The organism is Paraburkholderia sp. SIMBA_054, assembly GCF_046534875.1.
In the GTDB taxonomy this organism is placed as follows: domain Bacteria; phylum Pseudomonadota; class Gammaproteobacteria; order Burkholderiales; family Burkholderiaceae; genus Paraburkholderia; species Paraburkholderia hospita.
Window position 1 is genome coordinate 24,772 of the sequence record NZ_JAWRXV010000005.1, and the last position, 17,409, is coordinate 42,180.

The following is a 17,409-nucleotide window of genomic DNA, read 5'->3' on the forward strand; positions in this document are numbered from 1 at the left end:
ATACGCGCTGGTGATTCGAACAAAAGTTTGCTGGCGCAGCACATGCGCCGGTAAATGCAAACGCAGCTTTGCTGGCACGAAACACGCGCTGGTGATGCCGATAAAAAAACGGGGTGGCTCGCGAGCCACCCCGTTTTGCTTTGGCGCCAACGACCCCGAAGATCAGCCGAGCAACACCTTCGCGTGATGTGCGAGATGATCCTCGATGAACGTCGAGATGAAGAAATAGCCGTGGTCGTAGCCTTCATGTCGGCGCACCGTGAGCGGCTGTCCGGCGGCCTTGCATGCGGCGTCGAATACGTCCGGGTTCAGTTGCTGGGTCAGAAACTGGTCGGCCATACCCTGATCGACCAATATCCCTTCCGCAAACTTGCGCGTCGCCTTGCCCACGAGTTCGCTCGCGTCGTACTGCTTCCACGCTTCGCGGTCCGCGCCCAGATAGCCGCTGAACGCCTTCTCGCCCCACGGACAACGCGTCGGCGCGGCAATCGGCGCGAACGCCGAAACCGACCGATAGATGTCCGGATTGCGCAGCGCGAGCATCAGCGCGCCGTGGCCGCCCATCGAGTGGCCGAAGATGCCGAGCCGCCCGCCATCGACAGGCAACTCGTTGATGACCGTCTCGCGCAGTTCGTCCCGCACGTACGAGTACATCCGGTAGTGCTTCGACCAGGGCGCCTGCGTCGCGTCGACATAGAAGCCCGCGCCGACGCCGAAGTCCCACGCGTCCGTCTCGCCCGGCGCGCCTGCGCCGCGCGGACTGGTATCCGGCGAGATCAGCGCGATGCCGTGTTGCGCGGCGAAGCGCTGCGCGCCCGCCTTGATCGGAAACGTCTCTTCGGTGCTCGTCAACCCTGCTAGATAGAACAGCGCCGGCACCTTCTTCTGCGACGCCGCTTCAGGCATGAAGACCGAAAAGCGCATCGGCAAACCGATCGCCTTCGACTCATGCTTATAGATACGCTGCGTGCCGCCGAACGACGCGTGCGATTCGATCAGTTCGAGCATCGCGCCACTCCTTTAGTAGATGACAACCGAGCGGATCGACTCGCCCTTCTTCATCAGATCGAAGCCTTCGTTGATCTGGTCGAGCTTCAGGTGGTGCGTGATCAGATCGTCGATGTTGATCTTGCCTTCCATGTACCAGTCGACGATCTTCGGCACATCGGTGCGGCCGCGCGCGCCGCCGAACGCCGAGCCCTTCCACTGACGGCCCGTGACCAGCTGGAATGGCCGCGTGCTGATCTCTTCGCCCGCCGCTGCCACGCCGATGATGAACGACTGACCCCAGCCCTTGTGTGTACATTCGAGCGCCTGGCGCATCAGCGTCGTATTGCCGACGCATTCGAACGAATAGTCCGCGCCGCCATCCGTCAGTTGCACGATGTGATCGACGACGTTCTCGACTTCCTTCGGGTTGATGAAGTGCGTCATGCCGAACTTCTTCGCGAGTTCGACGCGGCCCGGATTGATATCGACACCGATGATCTTGTCCGCACCTACCATTTTGGCGCCCTGGATCACATTCAGGCCGATGCCGCCCAGACCGAACACGACGACATTCGCGCCCGCCTCGACCTTGGCCGAATAGACGACAGCGCCGACCCCCGTCGTCACACCGCAGCCGATATAGCAAACCTTGTCGAACGGTGCGTCTTCGCGGATCTTCGCGACGGCGATCTCCGGCACCACGATGTAGTTCGAGAACGTGGACGTGCCCATGTAGTGGAACAAAGGCTTGCCGTCGAGCGAGAAGCGCGACGTCGCATCGGGCATCAGGCCCTTGCCTTGGGTCGAGCGGATCGCCTGACACAGGTTCGTCTTGCGCGACAGACAGAACTTGCATTGGCGGCACTCGGGCGTGTAGAGCGGAATCACGTGATCGCCCTTCTTCAGCGTGCCGACGCCCGGTCCGACATCGACGACGACGCCCGCGCCTTCATGGCCGAGGATCGCCGGGAAGATGCCTTCCGGATCGGCGCCCGACAGCGTGTAGTAGTCGGTGTGGCAGATGCCCGTCGCCTTCACTTCGATCAGCACTTCACCCGCGCGCGGACCTTCGAGGTCGACTTCTTCGATCGTCAACGGTGCGCCTGCCTTCCATGCGATTGCTGCTTTCGTCTTCATCGTGAATGCTCCTGTGGTTCTGTAGATCCGTTACCTAAAGCTGATGATCTTTGAATCTGTCCGTTACTGTCGTGAACCGTTGCGGCCCGGATTGTCCCGCATGTTCGCGCGCCGCGCTGTGAACATGATCGCGCAAATGCAAGGCGCGTGAATGGCACGCCGCGCCGCGCGATTGTCCTCATGCGACGGCGCATGGCGAGCGCACGTCACGCGGACGGCGACGCGAACCAAGGTTCGACGCGGCCATACAGATCGATAAAGCGCGCATAACGCGCAGCGAGTTCCGTCTCGTCACGCGGCCCGGCGACGCGCGTCGCGGCAGGCGCGAGCGCTGCAAGATCGTCTGCGTTCCAGTGACCCACAGCGATGCCACCGAGCATCGCTGCGCCACGCGCCGCCGCGTTCGGACAATCGACAGCATGCAGTTCGACTTGCAATGCATTGGCGAGCAACTGCCGCCAGCGCGCATCGACGGAACCGCCGCCCGCGAGACGCAGTTCCGGCACGCGCGCGCCGCTTTGCCGGATCGCGTCGAGCCCCGCGCGCAACGAAAACGCGACGCCTTCGAATGCCGCGCGCATCATCGCGCCGCGCGATGTGCCGAGCGCAAGGCCAAGCCATCCGCCGCGCGCGGCCGGATTGAGCCACGGCGTGCGCTCGCCCGTCAGATACGGCAAGAACGTAAGGCCCGGGGCTGCCTCGAACTCGAACGCATCGCGATACGCGTCATTCCATTCATACGACAGCCAGCCACGCACGGCTTCGAGCGCGACACCGACGTTTTGCATCGCGGCCATCCGATACCAGTGATCAGTCGCGGCCCGATAGCGATGCAGACCTGGCGCAGCGTCGGGTTCGTCGGTGGCGAGCACGAGAATCTGGCCGCCCGTGCCCGTGGTGAGCAGCGCGTCGCCGTCGTTTGCAAGGCCGCTGCCGAGCGCTGCGCACGGCGTGTCGCCGGCACCCGTGGCAAGCACGATGCCGGCGCGCAAGCCGAGCGCATTTGCCGATTCGGCGGACAGTGTGCCGCACGCGGCATACGACGCAGCGAGCGGCGCGAACCAGTCGCGCGGCAGCCCGAGCCGTTCGAGCAACGCGTTGTCCCACGCGCCGGATGGATCGGCAAGCGCGGTCGCGCAGGCATCGGAGGGATCGGTTGCGATCGTGCCGCCCAGCCTGAAGCGCAGCCAGTCTTTAGGTTGCAAGGCCCAGCGCGCTGCATGCATCGATTGCGGCTCGTGCTGCGCGACCCATCGCAGCAGCGGGCCGGCCATGCCGGGCGCGACGGGGTTGGGTTGCGGCGCAGGCCATGCATCGAGCAAGGGCAATGCGCGCGTGTCGGGCCAAAGCATCGCAGGACGCACGGCCTTGCCTTGTGCGTCGCTCAGCACGACGCCATGCATCTGACCGGAAAAGCCGACCGCGCGCACAGCACTGCGTTGCGCATCGGGAAAACGCGATGCCGCTTCGCATAGTGCGCGCCACCAGACCTGCGGATCGATTTCCGCCCAGCCGGGGCGCGGCGTATCGATTGCATACGCGACGCTCGTCGCGCATTGCTCGCGGCCTTCGTCGTCGATGATCGCGAGTTTCAGCGAGCCTGTGCCGAGATCGATACCAAGATAGGACATGAATGCGATGCGTTGATCAGGTGGTTGCTGTGGAGGCTATTGCACGCGGGCGCCTGCTTCGCGCGGACCGGGCGACGGACGATCATTTTCACACGTCACCGCCGATTGGCGCGGGTTAACCCACCCCAAACGGAGCGCGCCCCGAAAACGCATTATGTGCGAACCGCAATACACATCATATGGGCACGCGTACGTGGCGACGGCGCGCCGGATTGATGAAATTCCCGCAAGCCACCACGGCACAAGGACTTCCGGCGAATTTCTCCAATCTCGCATAACGTAGCCGTTCCAAATCTGGTCTACGCATATCGCCCCGGCAAAGGTTGAAATAGGAAGCAGTGGTCTTGTCGCGCTTTTTCGTCCCGCATACCTTGGAGTCATCCCAAAACCAGATGTGGAGAGAGACAAGATGCACTCGAACACGGTTCATCCGTGCGACGAGCGACTGCCCTTCGGCCAGTTGCTGACGCTCGGCATTCAGCACGTACTGGTGATGTACGCAGGGGCCGTTGCCGTGCCGCTGATCATCGGCAGCGCGCTCAAGCTGCCGAAAGAGCAAATCGCCTTTCTCATCAGCGCCGACCTCTTTTCCTGCGGTATCGCCACACTGATCCAGACGCTCGGCCTGTGGATCTTCGGCATCCGCTTGCCCGTCATCATGGGTTGCACGTTCGCCGCCGTAGGCCCGATGATCGCGATCGGCACGAATCCCAGTCTTGGCATACTCGACATCTTCGGATCGACGATCGCTGCGGGTGTGATCGGCATCATCGCCGCGCCGATGATCGGCAAGATGCTGCGCTTCTTCCCGCCCGTCGTGGTGGGCGTGGTGATCTCGGTGATCGGGCTTTCGCTGATGGAAGTCGGCATCAACTGGGCGGCGGGCGGCGTCGGCAACCCGGACTACGGCAATCCCGTCTACCTCGGGCTGTCGTTCGTCGTGCTCATGCTGATTCTGCTCATCAACAAGTTCGGCAAGGGCTTCGTCTCCAATATCTCGGTGCTGCTCGGTATCGTGGCGGGCTTCGTGATTGCCGCGCTGCTGGGCCGTGTGAACATGGAAGGCGTGACGAGTGCGCCGTGGGTCGGCTTCGTGATGCCGTTTCACTTCGGCTTGCCGCACTTCGATCCGCTTTCGATCGCGACGATGGTCACCGTGATGTTCGTCACGTTCATTGAGTCGACGGGGATGTTCCTCGCGGTCGGCGACATGGTGGACCGGCCCGTCAATCAGAAGACGCTCGTGCGCGGCTTGCGCGTGGACGGTCTCGGCACGCTGATTGGCGGCCTCTTCAACTCTTTCCCGCATACGTCTTTCTCGCAGAACGTCGGCCTGATCGGCGTGACGGGCGTCAAGAGCCGCTTTGTCTGCGCGACGGGCGGCGTGATTCTCGTGCTGCTCGGCCTGTTCCCGAAGATGGCGCAGGTGGTCGCGTCGGTGCCGTCGTTCGTGCTGGGCGGCGCAGGCATTGTGATGTTCGGGATGGTGGCGGCGAACGGGATCAAGGTGCTCTCGAAAGTCGACTTCGTGAAGAACCATCACAACCTCTTTATCGTCGCGGTCAGCATCGGTCTTGGTCTCGTGCCTGTCGTCTCGCCGCACTTCTTCGCGAAGCTGCCGCCCGCGCTGTCGCCGCTTTTGCATAGCGGCATTCTGCTGGCGTCGGTTTCGGCCGTGGTGCTGAACCTGATTTTCAATGGCGTGAAGGGCGAACGCGCCGCGACTCGCGATATTCGCCGCGCTGGCCACGACTTCGACGGACGCGGCGGCAAAGACGACGCCATTCCGGGCGACGACATGCTGCGTGCCGCCGACATTCACTAACCGATAGCCATAGCCATCTATACCGCGTGCGCATGACCCCGAGTCGTGCGCACGCCGTCAGCCCACCGCACTCCCACCTGCGCGACCATCAGGCGACCAGATTGTTGAAGTGTCGCGTTACCTTCGGCTCCAGGTTGCGAGCCTCCTTCATCAGATTGAGCTGTTTCGCCGACCTCGCGACTTCGAAGACTTCCGGCGCGATATCGTAGTCGCCACGATCGTGCATCCATTCGAGCACGTCCGACAGATGCCACAACGACGTGCTGCCCTCGTGGACAGGCGCGGGGAATTCCGTGGCATGCGATTGCATCAGCTTGCGCATGTTCTGGCGCGATACGCCCGCCACTTCTGCGACATCCGTCAGCCCGACGAAGTCCGGCGCGGCCTCGACCAGCTGCGCCGTGGGCACCGCGCGAAGTACGTCCTTCAACGCGCTCACGAGTGCATGTGTCGCGCTCTTCGCCTCGCGCGCGAACGCGAGTGCAAGCCGCCCCGCTTGACCGACACCCACGGTGGCATCGTCGCAACCCTCGGCCGCGAGACGCTCGACGATCTCGTCGAAATCGCAGTCTTCCGCGCTCAGACGGTACTTCAGCGTGAAGGTGTATTCCATGTTTGCTCCTTTTCCTTCCCTGGTTGCTGCTCCTGTTGCTGCCCGTGCTGATCCTGCTCGCAAGTGCGCCGTTTTGATTCGGCGATCACGCGCAAAGAGATGACCTTCTGACGATGCGGCGCACAGTTCTCGACAATGCGACGCAACGTTCTTGCGTGACCGGTTGCATTGCGCGGCGTGCACCAGATACTGGCGATGCAGAACTCGCCGCATCTGCAATCGGTGTCGTTGTATGGGCAATACATGCGCCCCCAGGCGTGCCCGGTGCCCGTACCAGGCACGACGCGCCAGCCGTTTGCTTCCGCATGGCCGAGCGCCGACTCGATTTCCTTCTTCGAATGACTTCGACGACTCATCAGTAACTCCAGTGTAGAGCGCCCTCAATTAGTTGTCAATTGACAACCACGCTGCGGATCATCAACCTTGGTTGATCCGTACGCGATGCTAACGGCTAACTCTGCTCAAAAACGATCTGGAGAACTGAACTGACCATCTGGACAAGGTTTGTAGGAGAGCGGCTCAAAAAAAAAACGCCACGGCATGCCGTGGCGTTTCGTACTGCAAGAAATGAGAAGCGGCTGTCGCTCGAGCCCGAGACCCTCAGCCCGCCGTCGCCGCCGAAGCGGCAACGGGCGCGCTCGCTGCGCCGTAGTCGACGGGTGCGTCGGCGGGACGCGGCTGTTCGCCCGCGCGTTCGATCCATCCGCCGCCCAGCGCCTTGTACAGATCGACGAGGTTCGTCAGGCGCGCCGTGCGTGCCGTGATGAGCGACCGCTGCGCGTCGTACAGGCCGGTCTGCGCGGTCAGCACGGCGAGATAGCTGTCGACGCCGTTTCGGTAGCGCAGGTCCGACAGATCGAGACGGCGCTGTTCCGCAAACGTGTTGCGCTCGAGCGCCGCGATCTGCTGATCGTACGTGCCGCGCGCGGCCAGGCCGTCCGCGACTTCGCGGAATGCGGTCTGGATCGCCTTCTCGTACTGCGCGATCTGGATATTCTTCTGTACCGTCGCGAGATCGAGGTTCGCCTTGTTCGCGCCGCCTTCAAAAATCGGCAGCGTGATCTGCGGCGCAAAGCTCCACGCCGCCGAGCCCGGCTTGAACAAGCCGCCAAGCGTCGGGCTCAGCGTGCCGAAGCTGCCCGTCAGCGAGACGCGCGGGAAGAACGCCGCGCGCGCCGCGCCGATATTCGCGTTCGCCGCGAGCAGGTTCTGCTCGGCTTCGGCGATATCGGGACGGCGCGTCAGCAGATCCGACGGCAAACCGGCGGGGATGTCGGTCAGCAGGTCCTGGTCGTTGAGCGCGAGACCTCCCGGAAGATCGCGCGGCAACGGCTCGCCGACCAGCAGGACCAGCGCATTCTCAGCCTGTGCGCGCAGACGCACCTGCGACTGCAGATCCGCTTTCGCCTGCTCGACGACCGTCTCAGCCTGACGCAGATCCAACTCAGAACCCGTGCCCGTGTCGTACTGCAGCTTTGTGATGCGATACGACTCTTGCGCGGTCTTGAGCGTGTTCTCCGTGACTGTCAGCAGATCGTCAAAGGCCAGCACGTTCAGATACTGATCCGCCACCGACGCAACCAGCGCGATCTCCGCCGCCTTGCGCGCCTGCGCCGTCGACAGATACTGCGCCAACGCCTGGTCCTTCAGGCTGCGGATGCGGCCGAAGAAGTCGATTTCCCACGAAGCGTTCAGGCCAACCGAATACTGGTTGGAGATCGTCTGGTTGAGGAACGACAGGTCCTTCGGCGTGCGCGATTTCGACTGTGACGCGGACGCGTCGAGCGTCGGCATCAGCGCCGCGCGCACGATCTGATACTGCGCGCGCGAGGCCTCGATGTTCAGCACCGATACGCGCAGATCGCGGTTGTTCTTCAGCGCGATCTCGATCAACTGTTGCAGGCGCTGATCGACGAAGAAATCGCGCCAGCCGATGTCGACGGCCGCCTGTCCGCTCGCCGAGCGCGCACCCGCGCCGGGAACCGGCTGCGTCGCGTAGACTCCGTCGCTCGGGAAGGCACCCGACACGGGCGCAGCCGGCTGGTGGTACTTCGGCTCCATCGTGCAGCCCGCGGCGACCAGCGCGACGGCCACTGCCATCAAAGAATATTTAGGCATCTCAATGTCCTTAGCTGGCGTTGCCCGGGCCGCTGCCACCCTGCGGGTCATGCGGATGGTGCTCGTTGTAGTGCTTCATCGCTTCGTCCGGGTCTTCCTTGTCGCCGGTGAACTTCGCGCGAATCACGACGAAGAACATCGGGATCATGAAAATCGCGAGGAAGGTCGCCGTCAGCATACCGCCGATCACGCCCGTACCGATCGCGTGCTGGCTTGCCGAGCCCGCGCCGTTACTGATCGCGAGCGGCAGCACGCCGAGAATGAACGCGAGCGACGTCATCAGGATCGGGCGCAGCCGCAGACGCGCCGCTTCGAGCGCCGCTTCCACCGGGCCCATGCCTTCGCCCTGCTGCAACTCGCGCGCGAACTCGACGATCAGAATCGCGTTCTTCGCGGACAGACCCACCGTAGTCAGCAGACCAACCTGGAAGAACACGTCGTTTTCCAGCCCGCGCAGCGTCGCGGCGAGCAGCGCGCCCAGCACGCCGAGCGGCACCACCATGATCACCGAGAACGGAATCGACCAGCTTTCATACAGTGCGGCCAGACACAGGAACACGACGAGGATCGAGATGCCGTAGAGGATCGGCGCCTGCGAACCGGACTGGCGTTCCTGGAACGACAGGCCCGTCCATTCGTAGCCGATACCCGCCGGCAGCTTCGCCGCGAGCGCTTCCATCGCCGTCATCGCCTGACCCGTCGATTTGCCCGGCGACGCCTGGCCCTGGATTTCGACAGCCGAGATACCGTTGTAGCGTTCGAGCTTCGGCGAACCGTAGGTCCACTGGCCGCTTGCGAACGACGAGAACGGCACCATCGTGCCTCCCGAGTTGCGCACGTACCAGTCGTTCAGGTTTTCCGGCGTCATGCGGAAACGCGGGTCGGCCTGCACGTACACCTTCTTGATCCGGCTGTCCGTATCGAGGAAGTTGTTCACGTACTGCGACGCCCACGCAATCGAGAACGTCTGGTCGATGGCCGCGAGGCTCACGCCTTGCGACGCCGCCTTCTCGTGATCGATCGACACCTTGAACTGCGGCGTGTCGTTCAGGCCGTTCGGACGCACCTGCGCGAGCATCGGGTCCTTCCCTGCCATGCCGAGCAGCTGGTTGCGCGCCGCCATCAGCTTTTCGTGGCCGAGACCCGCGCGGTCCTGCAGTTCGAAGTCGAAGCCCGACGCCGTACCCAGTTCGGGAATCGACGGCGGATTGACCGGGAACACGGTCGCGTTCTTGTAGCCGACGAAGTGCATGAACATCCGGCCCACCAGCGCCTGCACCTTCTGGTTGGCATGCTGGCGTTCCGCGTAGTCCTTCATCCGCACGAACACGAGACCGGCGTTCTGGCCGCGGCCGGCAAAGCTGAAGCCGTTCACGGTGAAGGTCGATTCGACGATGCTCTTTTCATCGTTCAGCAGATAGTCGGACACGTCCTTCAACGCGCGCGCGGTGGTTTCCTGCGTCGAGCCCGACGGCGTCTGCACCAGCACGAACATCGTGCCCTGGTCTTCATCCGGCAGGAACGACTTCGGCAGACGCGCGAACAGCAGACCCACCGCGACGATCACCACCAGATAGATGATGAGCCAGCGGCCCGAGCGCTTGATCACGTGATGCACGCCCGAGTGATACTTGTCGCGGCTCTTGTCGAAGTTGCGGTTGAACCAGCCGAAGAAACCCTTCTTCTCTTCGTGATGGCCCTGCGGAATCGGCTTGAGGATCGTCGCGCACAGCGCCGGCGTCAGAATCAACGCGACCAGCACGGACAGCACCATCGCCGCGACGATGGTCAGCGAGAACTGACGGTAAATCGCGCCGACCGAACCGCCCGAGAACGCGACGGGAACGAACACGGCGGACAGCACCAGCGCCACGCCGATCAGCGCGCCCGTGATCTGGTCCATCGCCTTGCGAGTTGCCTCGCGTGGCGACAAGCCCTCTTCCGACATCACCCGCTCGACGTTCTCGACCACCACGATCGCATCGTCCACCAGCAGGCCGATCGCGAGCACGAGACCGAACATCGACAGCACGTTGATCGAGAAGCCGACGGCGCTCATGATCGCGAACGTGCCGAGCAGCACCACCGGCACCGCGATCGTCGGGATCAGCGTGGCGCGCAGGTTCTGCAGGAACAGGTACATGACCAGGAACACCAGCACGATACCTTCGAGCAGCGTCTTGACCACTTCTTCGATCGACAGACGCACGAACGGCGTCGTGTCGTACGGATACTTCACGACGAGACCGTGCGGGAAGTATTTCGACAACTGGTCGATCTTGTCGCGCACGGCCTTCGCCGTCGCCAGCGCATTCGCGCCCGTCGCCAGCTGGATACCGAAGCCCGCCGTCGGCTGACCGTTGTACTTGGTGTCGAAGTTGTAGTTTTCGCCGCCCAGATCGATGTGCGAGACGTCCTTGAGGCGCACCTGCGAACCGTCCTGGTTCACCTTCAGCAGGATGTTGCCGAACTGCTCGGGCGTGGTCAGCAGCGTTGCTTCGCTGATCGTCGCCTGCAGCAACTGGCCCGGCACCGACGGCGTGCCGCCGAGCGAGCCGCCCGCCACCTGGACGTTCTGCGCCTGCAGCGCGGCCTGGACATCCACCGGCGTGAGGCCGAAGTTGGTCAGCTTGTTGGCGTCGAGCCAGATCCGCATCGCGTACTGCGTGCCGAACAGCGTGACGGTACCCACGCCGTCGATACGGCTAACGGGGTCCTGTACGTTCGACGCGACATAGTTCGCGAGGTCGTACTTGTTCATGCTGCCGTCGGTCGACACGAACGCCATCACCAGCAGGAAGCTGCTGCTCGACTTCGTCACCTTCGTGCCGAGCTGCTGCACCGCTTGCGGCAGCAGCGGCGTCGCGAGCTGCAGCTTGTTCTGCACCTGAACCTGCGCGATGTCGGGGTTGGTGCCCGCCGCGAACGTCAGCGTGATGGTGGCCGTGCCCGAATCGTCCGAAGTCGACGACAGGTACAGCAAGTGGTCGAGGCCGCTCATCTGCTGCTCGATCACCTGCGTGACGGTGTTTTCAACCGTCTTCGCCGATGCGCCCGGATACGTCGCGCTGATCTGCACGGCCGGCGGCGCAATCGTCGGATATTGCGCGACCGGCAGCGTGAAGATCGACGCCAGACCCGCCAGCATCAGAATGATGGCGATCACCCACGCAAAGATCGGGCGATCGATAAAAAACTTTGCCATGAAACAGGCTCCCTTTGATTACGCGCCCGATGCAGCAGAGGCCGCGGCCGCGCCGCTGGCTGGCTGTGCGGCGGCCGGAGCCGACGCGGCTGCGTCCGAAGCGGGCGACGGCGGCAGTTGCGCCGGCACGGCCTTGGCCGTTGCACCCGGACGCACCTTGTCGACGCCGTTCAAGATCACGCGGTCGCCCGCATTCAGGCCGCTTTCGACCACCCAGTACTGGCCGTACGTCGCCGTGGCCTGCAGCGTGCGCAGCTCGACCTTGTCTTCCTTATTGAGGACGAGCGCCGTCGGCTGGCCCTTCTGGTCGTGCGTGACGCCGATCTGCGGCACCAGCAGCGCGCTTTCGTTGACGCCTTCCTCGATGCGCGCGCGCACGAACATGCCCGGCAGCAGCACGTGATCCTTGTTCTGGAAGATCGCGCGGATCGTCACGGAGCCCGTGGTCTGGTCGACGGTGACGTCGGTGAACTGCAGCTTGCCCTTCTCCGAATAGACGCGGCCGTCTTCTAGCACCAGTTCGACCTTCGCGGCGTCCGGGCCCGAGGTCTTCAGCCGGCCAGCCTGGATTTCGCGGCGCAGCTTCAGGCCCGCGAGGCTCGACTGCGTAACGTCGACGTAGACGGGATCGAGTTGCTGCACGGTCGACATCAGCGTCGCCTGGCTCGCCTGCACGTAGGCGCCCGGCGTCACCTGCGAGATACCGACCTGACCCGTGACGGGTGACACGACGTCCGTATAGCCGAGGTTGATCTGCGCGGTATCGACAGCGGCCTTGCCGGCTGCGACATCGGCGGCCGCCTGGCCTTCGGATGCGACGGCGTTGTCGTAGTCCTGCTTCGACACCGCGTTCGCCGCGACCAGCACCTTGAAGCGATTGGCCTGCGCAGTGGTCGACGCGAGGTTCGCCTGCGCCTTCGCGAGCGATGCCTTCGCGTTGTTCAGCGCCGCGATGTATGGCGCCGGATCGATCTTGTACAGACGCTGGCCGGCCTTGACCTGCGTGCCTTCCGTGAACTCGCGGCGCAGCACGATGCCGTCGACCCGCGCGCGCACCTGCGCGACGAGGTATGCGCTGGTGCGGCCCGGCAATTCGGTGACGACGGGCACGGCGTGCGGCTGGACCGTGACGACGCCGACTTCAGGGGTTTGAGGCGGAGGTGCTGATTGTTTTTGTCCGCATGCTGCCAGCATTACGGCAGCCGTCGCGGCAGTGAGTAAGCGGAATGGAACCCGTTCGACGCGCATGGAGCGACCTCTGTCAAAGACTGAGAAGGAAAAAGTGCGTGCATCTCTCTCCGGAGAAGGCTGCGCAAATTGGCGTCTCGAAGACGCCATGACCGGACGCTCACGAATGCTTTTCCTGCGGGTGCATTCACTGCGAAATGCGCCAAACCGGGAAATGCTGCACCGCGCTGCCCATCTCTTGAGACAGCGCAAAAATGCTTGCAAAGACAACAGTGACGGATCTTAACCGTTCACCCAAACGTAAGCCATCCGATCGATGGGGTGCTATTATATATACATTCATGAATGCACGTAAAAGTGTGTTAAACCGGGAAAAAGGGTTTCCTCCGGAAGATCTGCCAGGCATTAACGTGCGCGCGGAATGATCTTTATCAGGCGCGTTTAAAAACGTCAGGGGAAACCCCGCATTTATTGCAGGGCAATACGAATGGTCCGTCGAACCAAGGAAGAAGCGCAGGAGACGCGCACCCGCATCCTCGATGCAGCAGAACAGGTGTTTTCGGAGAAAGGCGTATCGCGGACTTCGCTGGCCGACATCGCGCAGACGGCGGGCGTCACGCGTGGCGCGATCTACTGGCACTTCGCCAACAAGGGTGAGCTCTTCACGGAAATGTTCGACCGCGTGCTGCTACCGCTCGACGAACTGAAAGCCGCTTCCGTCGATCCCAACGAGGCCGATCCGCTCGGCCGCCTCATCGATATCTGCACCGTCTGTCTGCGCGACACCGCGAACGACCCGCATCGCCGCCGGGTGTTCGACATCCTGTTTCACAAGTGCGAGTTCGTCGAGGAAATGGGCCCCGTGATGGCGCGCTATCAGAACACGATGCGCGAGAGCCTCGCGAGCATCCAGGCGGGCATGCGCAACGCGATTTCCAAAGGACAGCTGCCCGCCGACATGAACGTGCCCGTGGCGGCGTCGATGGTGCACGCGTTCATCAGCGGATCGTTGAAGGACATGCTGTTCGTGCCGGAAGTGCTGGACTTCGGCCGGCATGCGCGGCAGATGGTCGAAAGCATGATCGATGCGTTGCGCAGCCCGGCGCTGCGCATGGGCGCCTGAGAGCGGTTTCCTGTTTCACAGCGGCGCCCAGCCCTGAAAGCTGACGCGCCGCACAGGCGCCGGCAAGCCGGCCGCCCTTTTACCTTCATTTTCCGTTCACTCAGGCTGCCGTCTTCGCACGCGCCTTCTGGTTCGATGCATAGATCGAGCCGCGTTCCAGCTGACCACCCGACTGCACGGCCCCGATCCATTGCTGCGTGCTCGCGACGGCCGCGAAGCGCGACTGCAACACGACGCTGAACACGCGATGGATTTCCTCGGCGCTCGCCAGACCCGCGCTGTTTTCATATGGCACGGAACCCGTCGCGTCGTGCAGGAACTCGACGGCGAGGCCCATGTGCAGCGCGTGAACGATTGTCGACGCGTCGCAGTTGTGCGTCATGTAGCCGACCACGGTGAGCGTGTCGATCTCGCGCGCGGCGAGCCAGTCCGCCAGATCGGTGTCGGTGAACGCGCTCGGCAGCGCTTTCTCGACGTGGTGATCGTACTTGCGCGATGCGACCACGCCATGCAGTTCCGCGCCTTCGCTGCCGCGCGCAAAGATCGGCGAGCCGGGCGGCGTGAAGTTCTGCACGACGACGACGGGAATCTGCGCAGCGTGCGCCGCATCGATCGTGCGGCCGATGTTCGCGAGCGACGTCTGCACGTCCGGGTATTCGATCGGCAGGTCGCCCGTCACGTATTCGTTCTGGACATCGATGACGATCAGGGCTCGGCGGGGCGTCGGCATGGCAACTCTCCTTGATGGTTGAAGTCTGCGGCTGGCGGTTGCAGCCGCGATGTGCGCATTGTTCGCGTTCCGTCCATCGCGCGACAGTGACCCGAATGACAATTTTCGCTAGGATTGGGCCATTCGCATTTTCGAACGGGAGGCCGCGATGGCCCGCTCCGCTGTCCGCGCCGCTGCAACGCCTGTGTCAAAGGCTGCTTCAAAACCAGCGAAGCAGCGGACATCCCGCGCGAGTCCTCAACGCCGGGAAACGCAGACGTGCCGGACCGCCCCGAAGACACCGCATGTCGTCGCGGCCGTCGCCTTCGACGGCATCAGCCCGTTCCACCTGTCCGTGCCGTGCGTCGTGTTCGCCGAGGATCGCAGCGACGGCGGCGTGCTCGGCTTCGAGTTCCGGGTCTGCTCGATCGACCCCGGGCCACTTTCGACGACAGCCGGCTTTTCGATCGCCGCGACGCACGGTCTCGACGCGCTCGCCGACGCCGACACGATCATCGTTCCCACCTGGCGCGATCCTGACGAAGCGCCGCCCCCAGCGCTGCTCGACGCATTGCGCGCCGCGCACGCACGCGGCGCGCAACTGGTCGGCCTGTGTCTCGGCGCCTACGTGCTCGCCGCCGCGGGCCTGCTCGACGGACGTCCGGCGACCACGCACTGGGCGTGGGCCGCCGACTTCGCGCGGCGCTTCCCGGACGTGAAGGTCGATCCGCAGGTGCTGTATGTCGACGACGGCGACATTCTCACGTCGGCGGGCACGGCGGCGGGGCTCGATTGCTGTCTGCATGTGGTGCGCAAGCTGTGCGGCGCGCAAAGCGCGAACTACATCGCGCGGCGCCTCGTCGTGCCGCCGCATCGTCAGGGCGGCCAGGCGCAATACGTCCAGCAGCCCATGCCGCCCGACCTGCGCGGCGACCGATTGTCCGCGCTGCTCGACTGGGTGAACGGCACGCTCGACGCGCCGCATACCCTCGATTCCCTCGCCGGGCGCGCCGCAATGAGCCGCCGCACGTTCACGCGGCACTTCAAGGCCGCGACGGGAACGACCGTGAGCGCGTGGCTGCTGGCGCAACGGCTCGCGCGCGCGCAGCAGCTGCTCGAAAGCACCGACGAGTCGATCGAGTCGATTGCGGGAATGGCGGGATTTGGCTCGACGGCGTCGCTGCGCCAGCATTTCACTGACGCGTTCAGGACGTCGCCGTCCGCATGGCGCAGAGAGTTTCGCGGCGTGTGAGCCGCCGCGCGCACAGCGAAGGTAAAGACTAGCCTTGCGTGAAATACCGCGCCACGTAGAGCAGCAGCGCGACGAAGAAAATCATCGCCGCCCACGCCCAGTTCGGCAGCACATGCGGATCATGCTCGTGATGCAGGCCGTGCAGCAGCGAATGCGCGGCGCGGCCCGTCAGCGTGCTGCCTTGATGATGGTCGTGCAGCCGCGCACGGCGCGCCACGCCCGAAAGGCTGATCGGCCGCAGAAACACATGCTGGCGCCGCCCTTGCGTGCCCGTCGCGCGATTCGGCCCTTTGCCGTGCTTCGCCTGGACGACGGCGCAGAACTCGGTGAAGAAGTCGTCGGCCAGCTCGTGCAGCGCGTTTTCGATCTGCCGCGAGGGCAGTTGCGCGAGCGGTCCCGTCGACGTCGCCCACACTGAATAGTCGATGCGCGTGCTCGGGCCACGGCCAGGAAGATGCAGATGGAGATGATCGTCGGTGCGCAGCGACACGTCGATCTGTCCGCGCAGTGAGCCAACGCCCTCGGCGCGCGCCTTGAAGTTGAGCGTGCGATGCGGCTTTGCGCTGTTCACGCCGTCCTCGCTCGCGACGTGCGCACGTATGTGATAGTGCGCGCGCAACGGTCCGAGCGGCACCGTCATCGCCAGCAGATATTCGCCGCCCTGGAGCCGGCGCAAGGACTCGCAATTGTCGAGACTCGCGCGCAGCAACGCGAGATCCTGCAGCGCGTCCCAGACTTCGGACGGCGCCAGCGGCACTCTCAACGCGTCGTTCAATTCCATGGCAGCCTCCCCGATAACCGTGCGACGGCGGGATCAGGATGTCTGATCGATGCGGTCGACACTCGATGCGTAAAACGCAAGATACCCCGCGATCTGCTTCACCCGCTCCAGTGGGTTTTCGTAGCTCCAGACTGCATTCTCGATCGTCTCGTCTTCCGTTCGCAGATGGTAGTACGACGCTTCACCCTTGAACGGGCAGTGCGACGTGTGAGTCGATCGTTCGAGCCGCGCCATGTTGACGTCGGCCCGTGGAAAATAAAACACTTCGGGACAGCCTGTCTCGCACAGCGTGAACCCGGCATGCGTGTCCGCGAACGTCACGCCCTGGTGGATCACCCGTACCCGATGCCGGTTGGCCTTGATGGAAATCGTATGCCCCGCTTCGGCGTCGCCTCCGTGCGCTGGCGCACCGCCAGATGCATGGCCGCCGTGCCCGGCGCTACCGCTGTCCGCGTCTTCGGCGCTTCCGCCGGATGGGGCATCGTTCATGTGATCCGCTCCGCTGCTGGCACGTTCGCGCACGCTCCGATCAGCCGCCTGGCTGAATCGTCAGCCCGGCACCCTTGGCACGCGCGCGTCGTTGTCATTGTGCGGCGCGCGTCTTCCGGTCTGCGCAGCGTCGGCTCCGAAATGCGGAAGCCACGGAGCGTGTCCGTGGCTTCATTATTGACCAAACGCGCCGCGATTGCGCGGCCTTCGTTAGGGCATCGGGTCTCTACCGATTGCAGCGGCGCGCGCGTTGCGTCGCGGCCGTTACGAGCGGCGCGGCGGCGGATCGACGCGTGCATTCCCGCCTCATTGCGCCTCGTTTCCGCCGCCTTTTTGCCCGTTTCTTTC

Annotated in this window: 14 protein-coding genes; 3 read left to right on the forward strand and 11 right to left on the reverse strand. The window is 63.9% G+C overall.

Features of this window, described 5'->3' with window-relative positions:
* Nucleotides 1-162 precede the first annotated feature (162 nt).
* The 3 genes from fghA to SB822_RS07530 form a co-directional block, all read right to left on the reverse strand.
* Complete coding sequence (gene fghA, locus SB822_RS07520) at nucleotides 163-1,008, reverse strand: S-formylglutathione hydrolase (protein ID WP_090835987.1); 846 nt, start codon at nucleotides 1,006-1,008, stop codon at nucleotides 163-165.
* Nucleotides 1,009-1,020: 12 nt separating this feature from the next.
* Nucleotides 1,021-2,127 carry an S-(hydroxymethyl)glutathione dehydrogenase/class III alcohol dehydrogenase gene (locus tag SB822_RS07525; protein WP_007581381.1) on the reverse strand — a complete coding sequence of 369 codons (1,107 nt, stop codon included), beginning with the start codon at nucleotides 2,125-2,127 and terminating at the stop codon, nucleotides 1,021-1,023.
* Between the two features lie 206 nt (nucleotides 2,128-2,333).
* Nucleotides 2,334-3,758 carry a xylulokinase gene (locus SB822_RS07530; protein WP_090835986.1) on the reverse strand — a complete coding sequence of 475 codons (1,425 nt, stop codon included), beginning with the start codon at nucleotides 3,756-3,758 and terminating at the stop codon, nucleotides 2,334-2,336.
* 409 nt (nucleotides 3,759-4,167) lie between these two features.
* Here SB822_RS07530 and SB822_RS07535 point away from each other — a divergent pair, with 409 nt between their 5' ends.
* Nucleotides 4,168-5,583 carry a nucleobase:cation symporter-2 family protein gene (locus tag SB822_RS07535; protein ID WP_090835985.1) on the forward strand — a complete coding sequence of 472 codons (1,416 nt, stop codon included), beginning with the start codon at nucleotides 4,168-4,170 and terminating at the stop codon, nucleotides 5,581-5,583.
* An 88-nt stretch (nucleotides 5,584-5,671) separates the two neighbouring features.
* On the opposite strand, the gene SB822_RS07540 is transcribed toward SB822_RS07535, so the two are convergent.
* From SB822_RS07540 to SB822_RS07560, 5 genes are all read right to left on the reverse strand, one after another.
* On the reverse strand, nucleotides 5,672-6,196 hold the full coding sequence (locus SB822_RS07540; RefSeq protein ID WP_007581387.1) for a helix-turn-helix transcriptional regulator: 525 nt from the start codon (nucleotides 6,194-6,196) through the stop codon (nucleotides 5,672-5,674).
* Nucleotides 6,175-6,552, reverse strand: a complete 378-nt coding sequence (locus SB822_RS07545) for a hypothetical protein (RefSeq protein ID WP_090835984.1) — start codon at nucleotides 6,550-6,552, stop codon at nucleotides 6,175-6,177. The genes SB822_RS07540 and SB822_RS07545 overlap by 22 nt, the downstream gene beginning before the upstream one ends.
* A gap of 244 nt (nucleotides 6,553-6,796) precedes the next feature.
* Nucleotides 6,797-8,314, reverse strand: coding sequence for an efflux transporter outer membrane subunit (locus SB822_RS07550; RefSeq protein WP_007742600.1), 1,518 nt, complete (start codon nucleotides 8,312-8,314; stop codon nucleotides 6,797-6,799).
* Nucleotides 8,315-8,324: 10 nt separating this feature from the next.
* Entirely contained in the window at nucleotides 8,325-11,519 is a 3,195-nt protein-coding gene (locus tag SB822_RS07555; RefSeq protein ID WP_079484378.1) for an efflux RND transporter permease subunit, read from the reverse strand.
* 18 nt (nucleotides 11,520-11,537) lie between these two features.
* Entirely contained in the window at nucleotides 11,538-12,767 is a 1,230-nt protein-coding gene (locus SB822_RS07560) for an efflux RND transporter periplasmic adaptor subunit (RefSeq protein WP_007581395.1), read from the reverse strand.
* 427 nt (nucleotides 12,768-13,194) lie between these two features.
* On the opposite strand from SB822_RS07560, the gene SB822_RS07565 reads away from it, so the two are divergent.
* Complete coding sequence (locus SB822_RS07565; RefSeq protein ID WP_090835983.1) at nucleotides 13,195-13,830, forward strand: TetR family transcriptional regulator; 636 nt, start codon at nucleotides 13,195-13,197, stop codon at nucleotides 13,828-13,830.
* Nucleotides 13,831-13,930: 100 nt separating this feature from the next.
* Here SB822_RS07565 and SB822_RS07570 read toward each other — a convergent pair whose 3' ends face one another.
* The gene (locus tag SB822_RS07570; protein ID WP_079484375.1) at nucleotides 13,931-14,560 is read right to left on the reverse strand and encodes a cysteine hydrolase family protein; all 630 of its coding nucleotides are present in this window, start codon (nucleotides 14,558-14,560) and stop codon (nucleotides 13,931-13,933) included.
* 148 nt (nucleotides 14,561-14,708) lie between these two features.
* Between SB822_RS07570 and SB822_RS07575 the strand changes: the two genes are divergently transcribed.
* A complete protein-coding gene (locus tag SB822_RS07575) occupies nucleotides 14,709-15,791 on the forward strand; it encodes a helix-turn-helix domain-containing protein (protein WP_090835982.1) in 1,083 nt (360 codons plus the stop codon).
* Nucleotides 15,792-15,819: 28 nt separating this feature from the next.
* On the opposite strand, the gene SB822_RS07580 is transcribed toward SB822_RS07575, so the two are convergent.
* Nucleotides 15,820-16,572 carry a CoxG family protein gene (locus SB822_RS07580; RefSeq protein WP_007581403.1) on the reverse strand — a complete coding sequence of 251 codons (753 nt, stop codon included), beginning with the start codon at nucleotides 16,570-16,572 and terminating at the stop codon, nucleotides 15,820-15,822.
* Between the two features lie 33 nt (nucleotides 16,573-16,605).
* Nucleotides 16,606-17,061: a DUF427 domain-containing protein gene (locus SB822_RS07585; protein ID WP_042310993.1), complete on the reverse strand. Its 456-nt coding sequence runs from the start codon at nucleotides 17,059-17,061 to the stop codon at nucleotides 16,606-16,608.
* Between the last annotated feature and the right edge of the window lie 348 nt (nucleotides 17,062-17,409).

What these genes read in the sequence shown, in the direction of transcription:
- fghA (WP_090835987.1), bottom strand. Translation starts at nt 1,008, where the DNA reads ATGCTCGAACTGATCGAATCGCACGCGTCGTTCGGCGGCACGCAGCGT.
- SB822_RS07525 (WP_007581381.1), bottom strand. Translation starts at nt 2,127, where the DNA reads ATGAAGACGAAAGCAGCAATCGCATGGAAGGCAGGCGCACCGTTGACG.
- SB822_RS07530 (WP_090835986.1), bottom strand. Translation starts at nt 3,758, where the DNA reads ATGTCCTATCTTGGTATCGATCTCGGCACAGGCTCGCTGAAACTCGCG.
- SB822_RS07535 (WP_090835985.1), top strand. Translation starts at nt 4,168, where the DNA reads ATGCACTCGAACACGGTTCATCCGTGCGACGAGCGACTGCCCTTCGGC.
- SB822_RS07540 (WP_007581387.1), bottom strand. Translation starts at nt 6,196, where the DNA reads ATGGAATACACCTTCACGCTGAAGTACCGTCTGAGCGCGGAAGACTGC.
- SB822_RS07545 (WP_090835984.1), bottom strand. Translation starts at nt 6,552, where the DNA reads ATGAGTCGTCGAAGTCATTCGAAGAAGGAAATCGAGTCGGCGCTCGGC.
- SB822_RS07550 (WP_007742600.1), bottom strand. Translation starts at nt 8,314, where the DNA reads ATGCCTAAATATTCTTTGATGGCAGTGGCCGTCGCGCTGGTCGCCGCG.
- SB822_RS07555 (WP_079484378.1), bottom strand. Translation starts at nt 11,519, where the DNA reads ATGGCAAAGTTTTTTATCGATCGCCCGATCTTTGCGTGGGTGATCGCC.
- SB822_RS07560 (WP_007581395.1), bottom strand. Translation starts at nt 12,767, where the DNA reads ATGCGCGTCGAACGGGTTCCATTCCGCTTACTCACTGCCGCGACGGCT.
- SB822_RS07565 (WP_090835983.1), top strand. Translation starts at nt 13,195, where the DNA reads ATGGTCCGTCGAACCAAGGAAGAAGCGCAGGAGACGCGCACCCGCATC.
- SB822_RS07570 (WP_079484375.1), bottom strand. Translation starts at nt 14,560, where the DNA reads ATGCCGACGCCCCGCCGAGCCCTGATCGTCATCGATGTCCAGAACGAA.
- SB822_RS07575 (WP_090835982.1), top strand. Translation starts at nt 14,709, where the DNA reads ATGGCCCGCTCCGCTGTCCGCGCCGCTGCAACGCCTGTGTCAAAGGCT.
- SB822_RS07580 (WP_007581403.1), bottom strand. Translation starts at nt 16,572, where the DNA reads ATGGAATTGAACGACGCGTTGAGAGTGCCGCTGGCGCCGTCCGAAGTC.
- SB822_RS07585 (WP_042310993.1), bottom strand. Translation starts at nt 17,061, where the DNA reads ATGAACGATGCCCCATCCGGCGGAAGCGCCGAAGACGCGGACAGCGGT.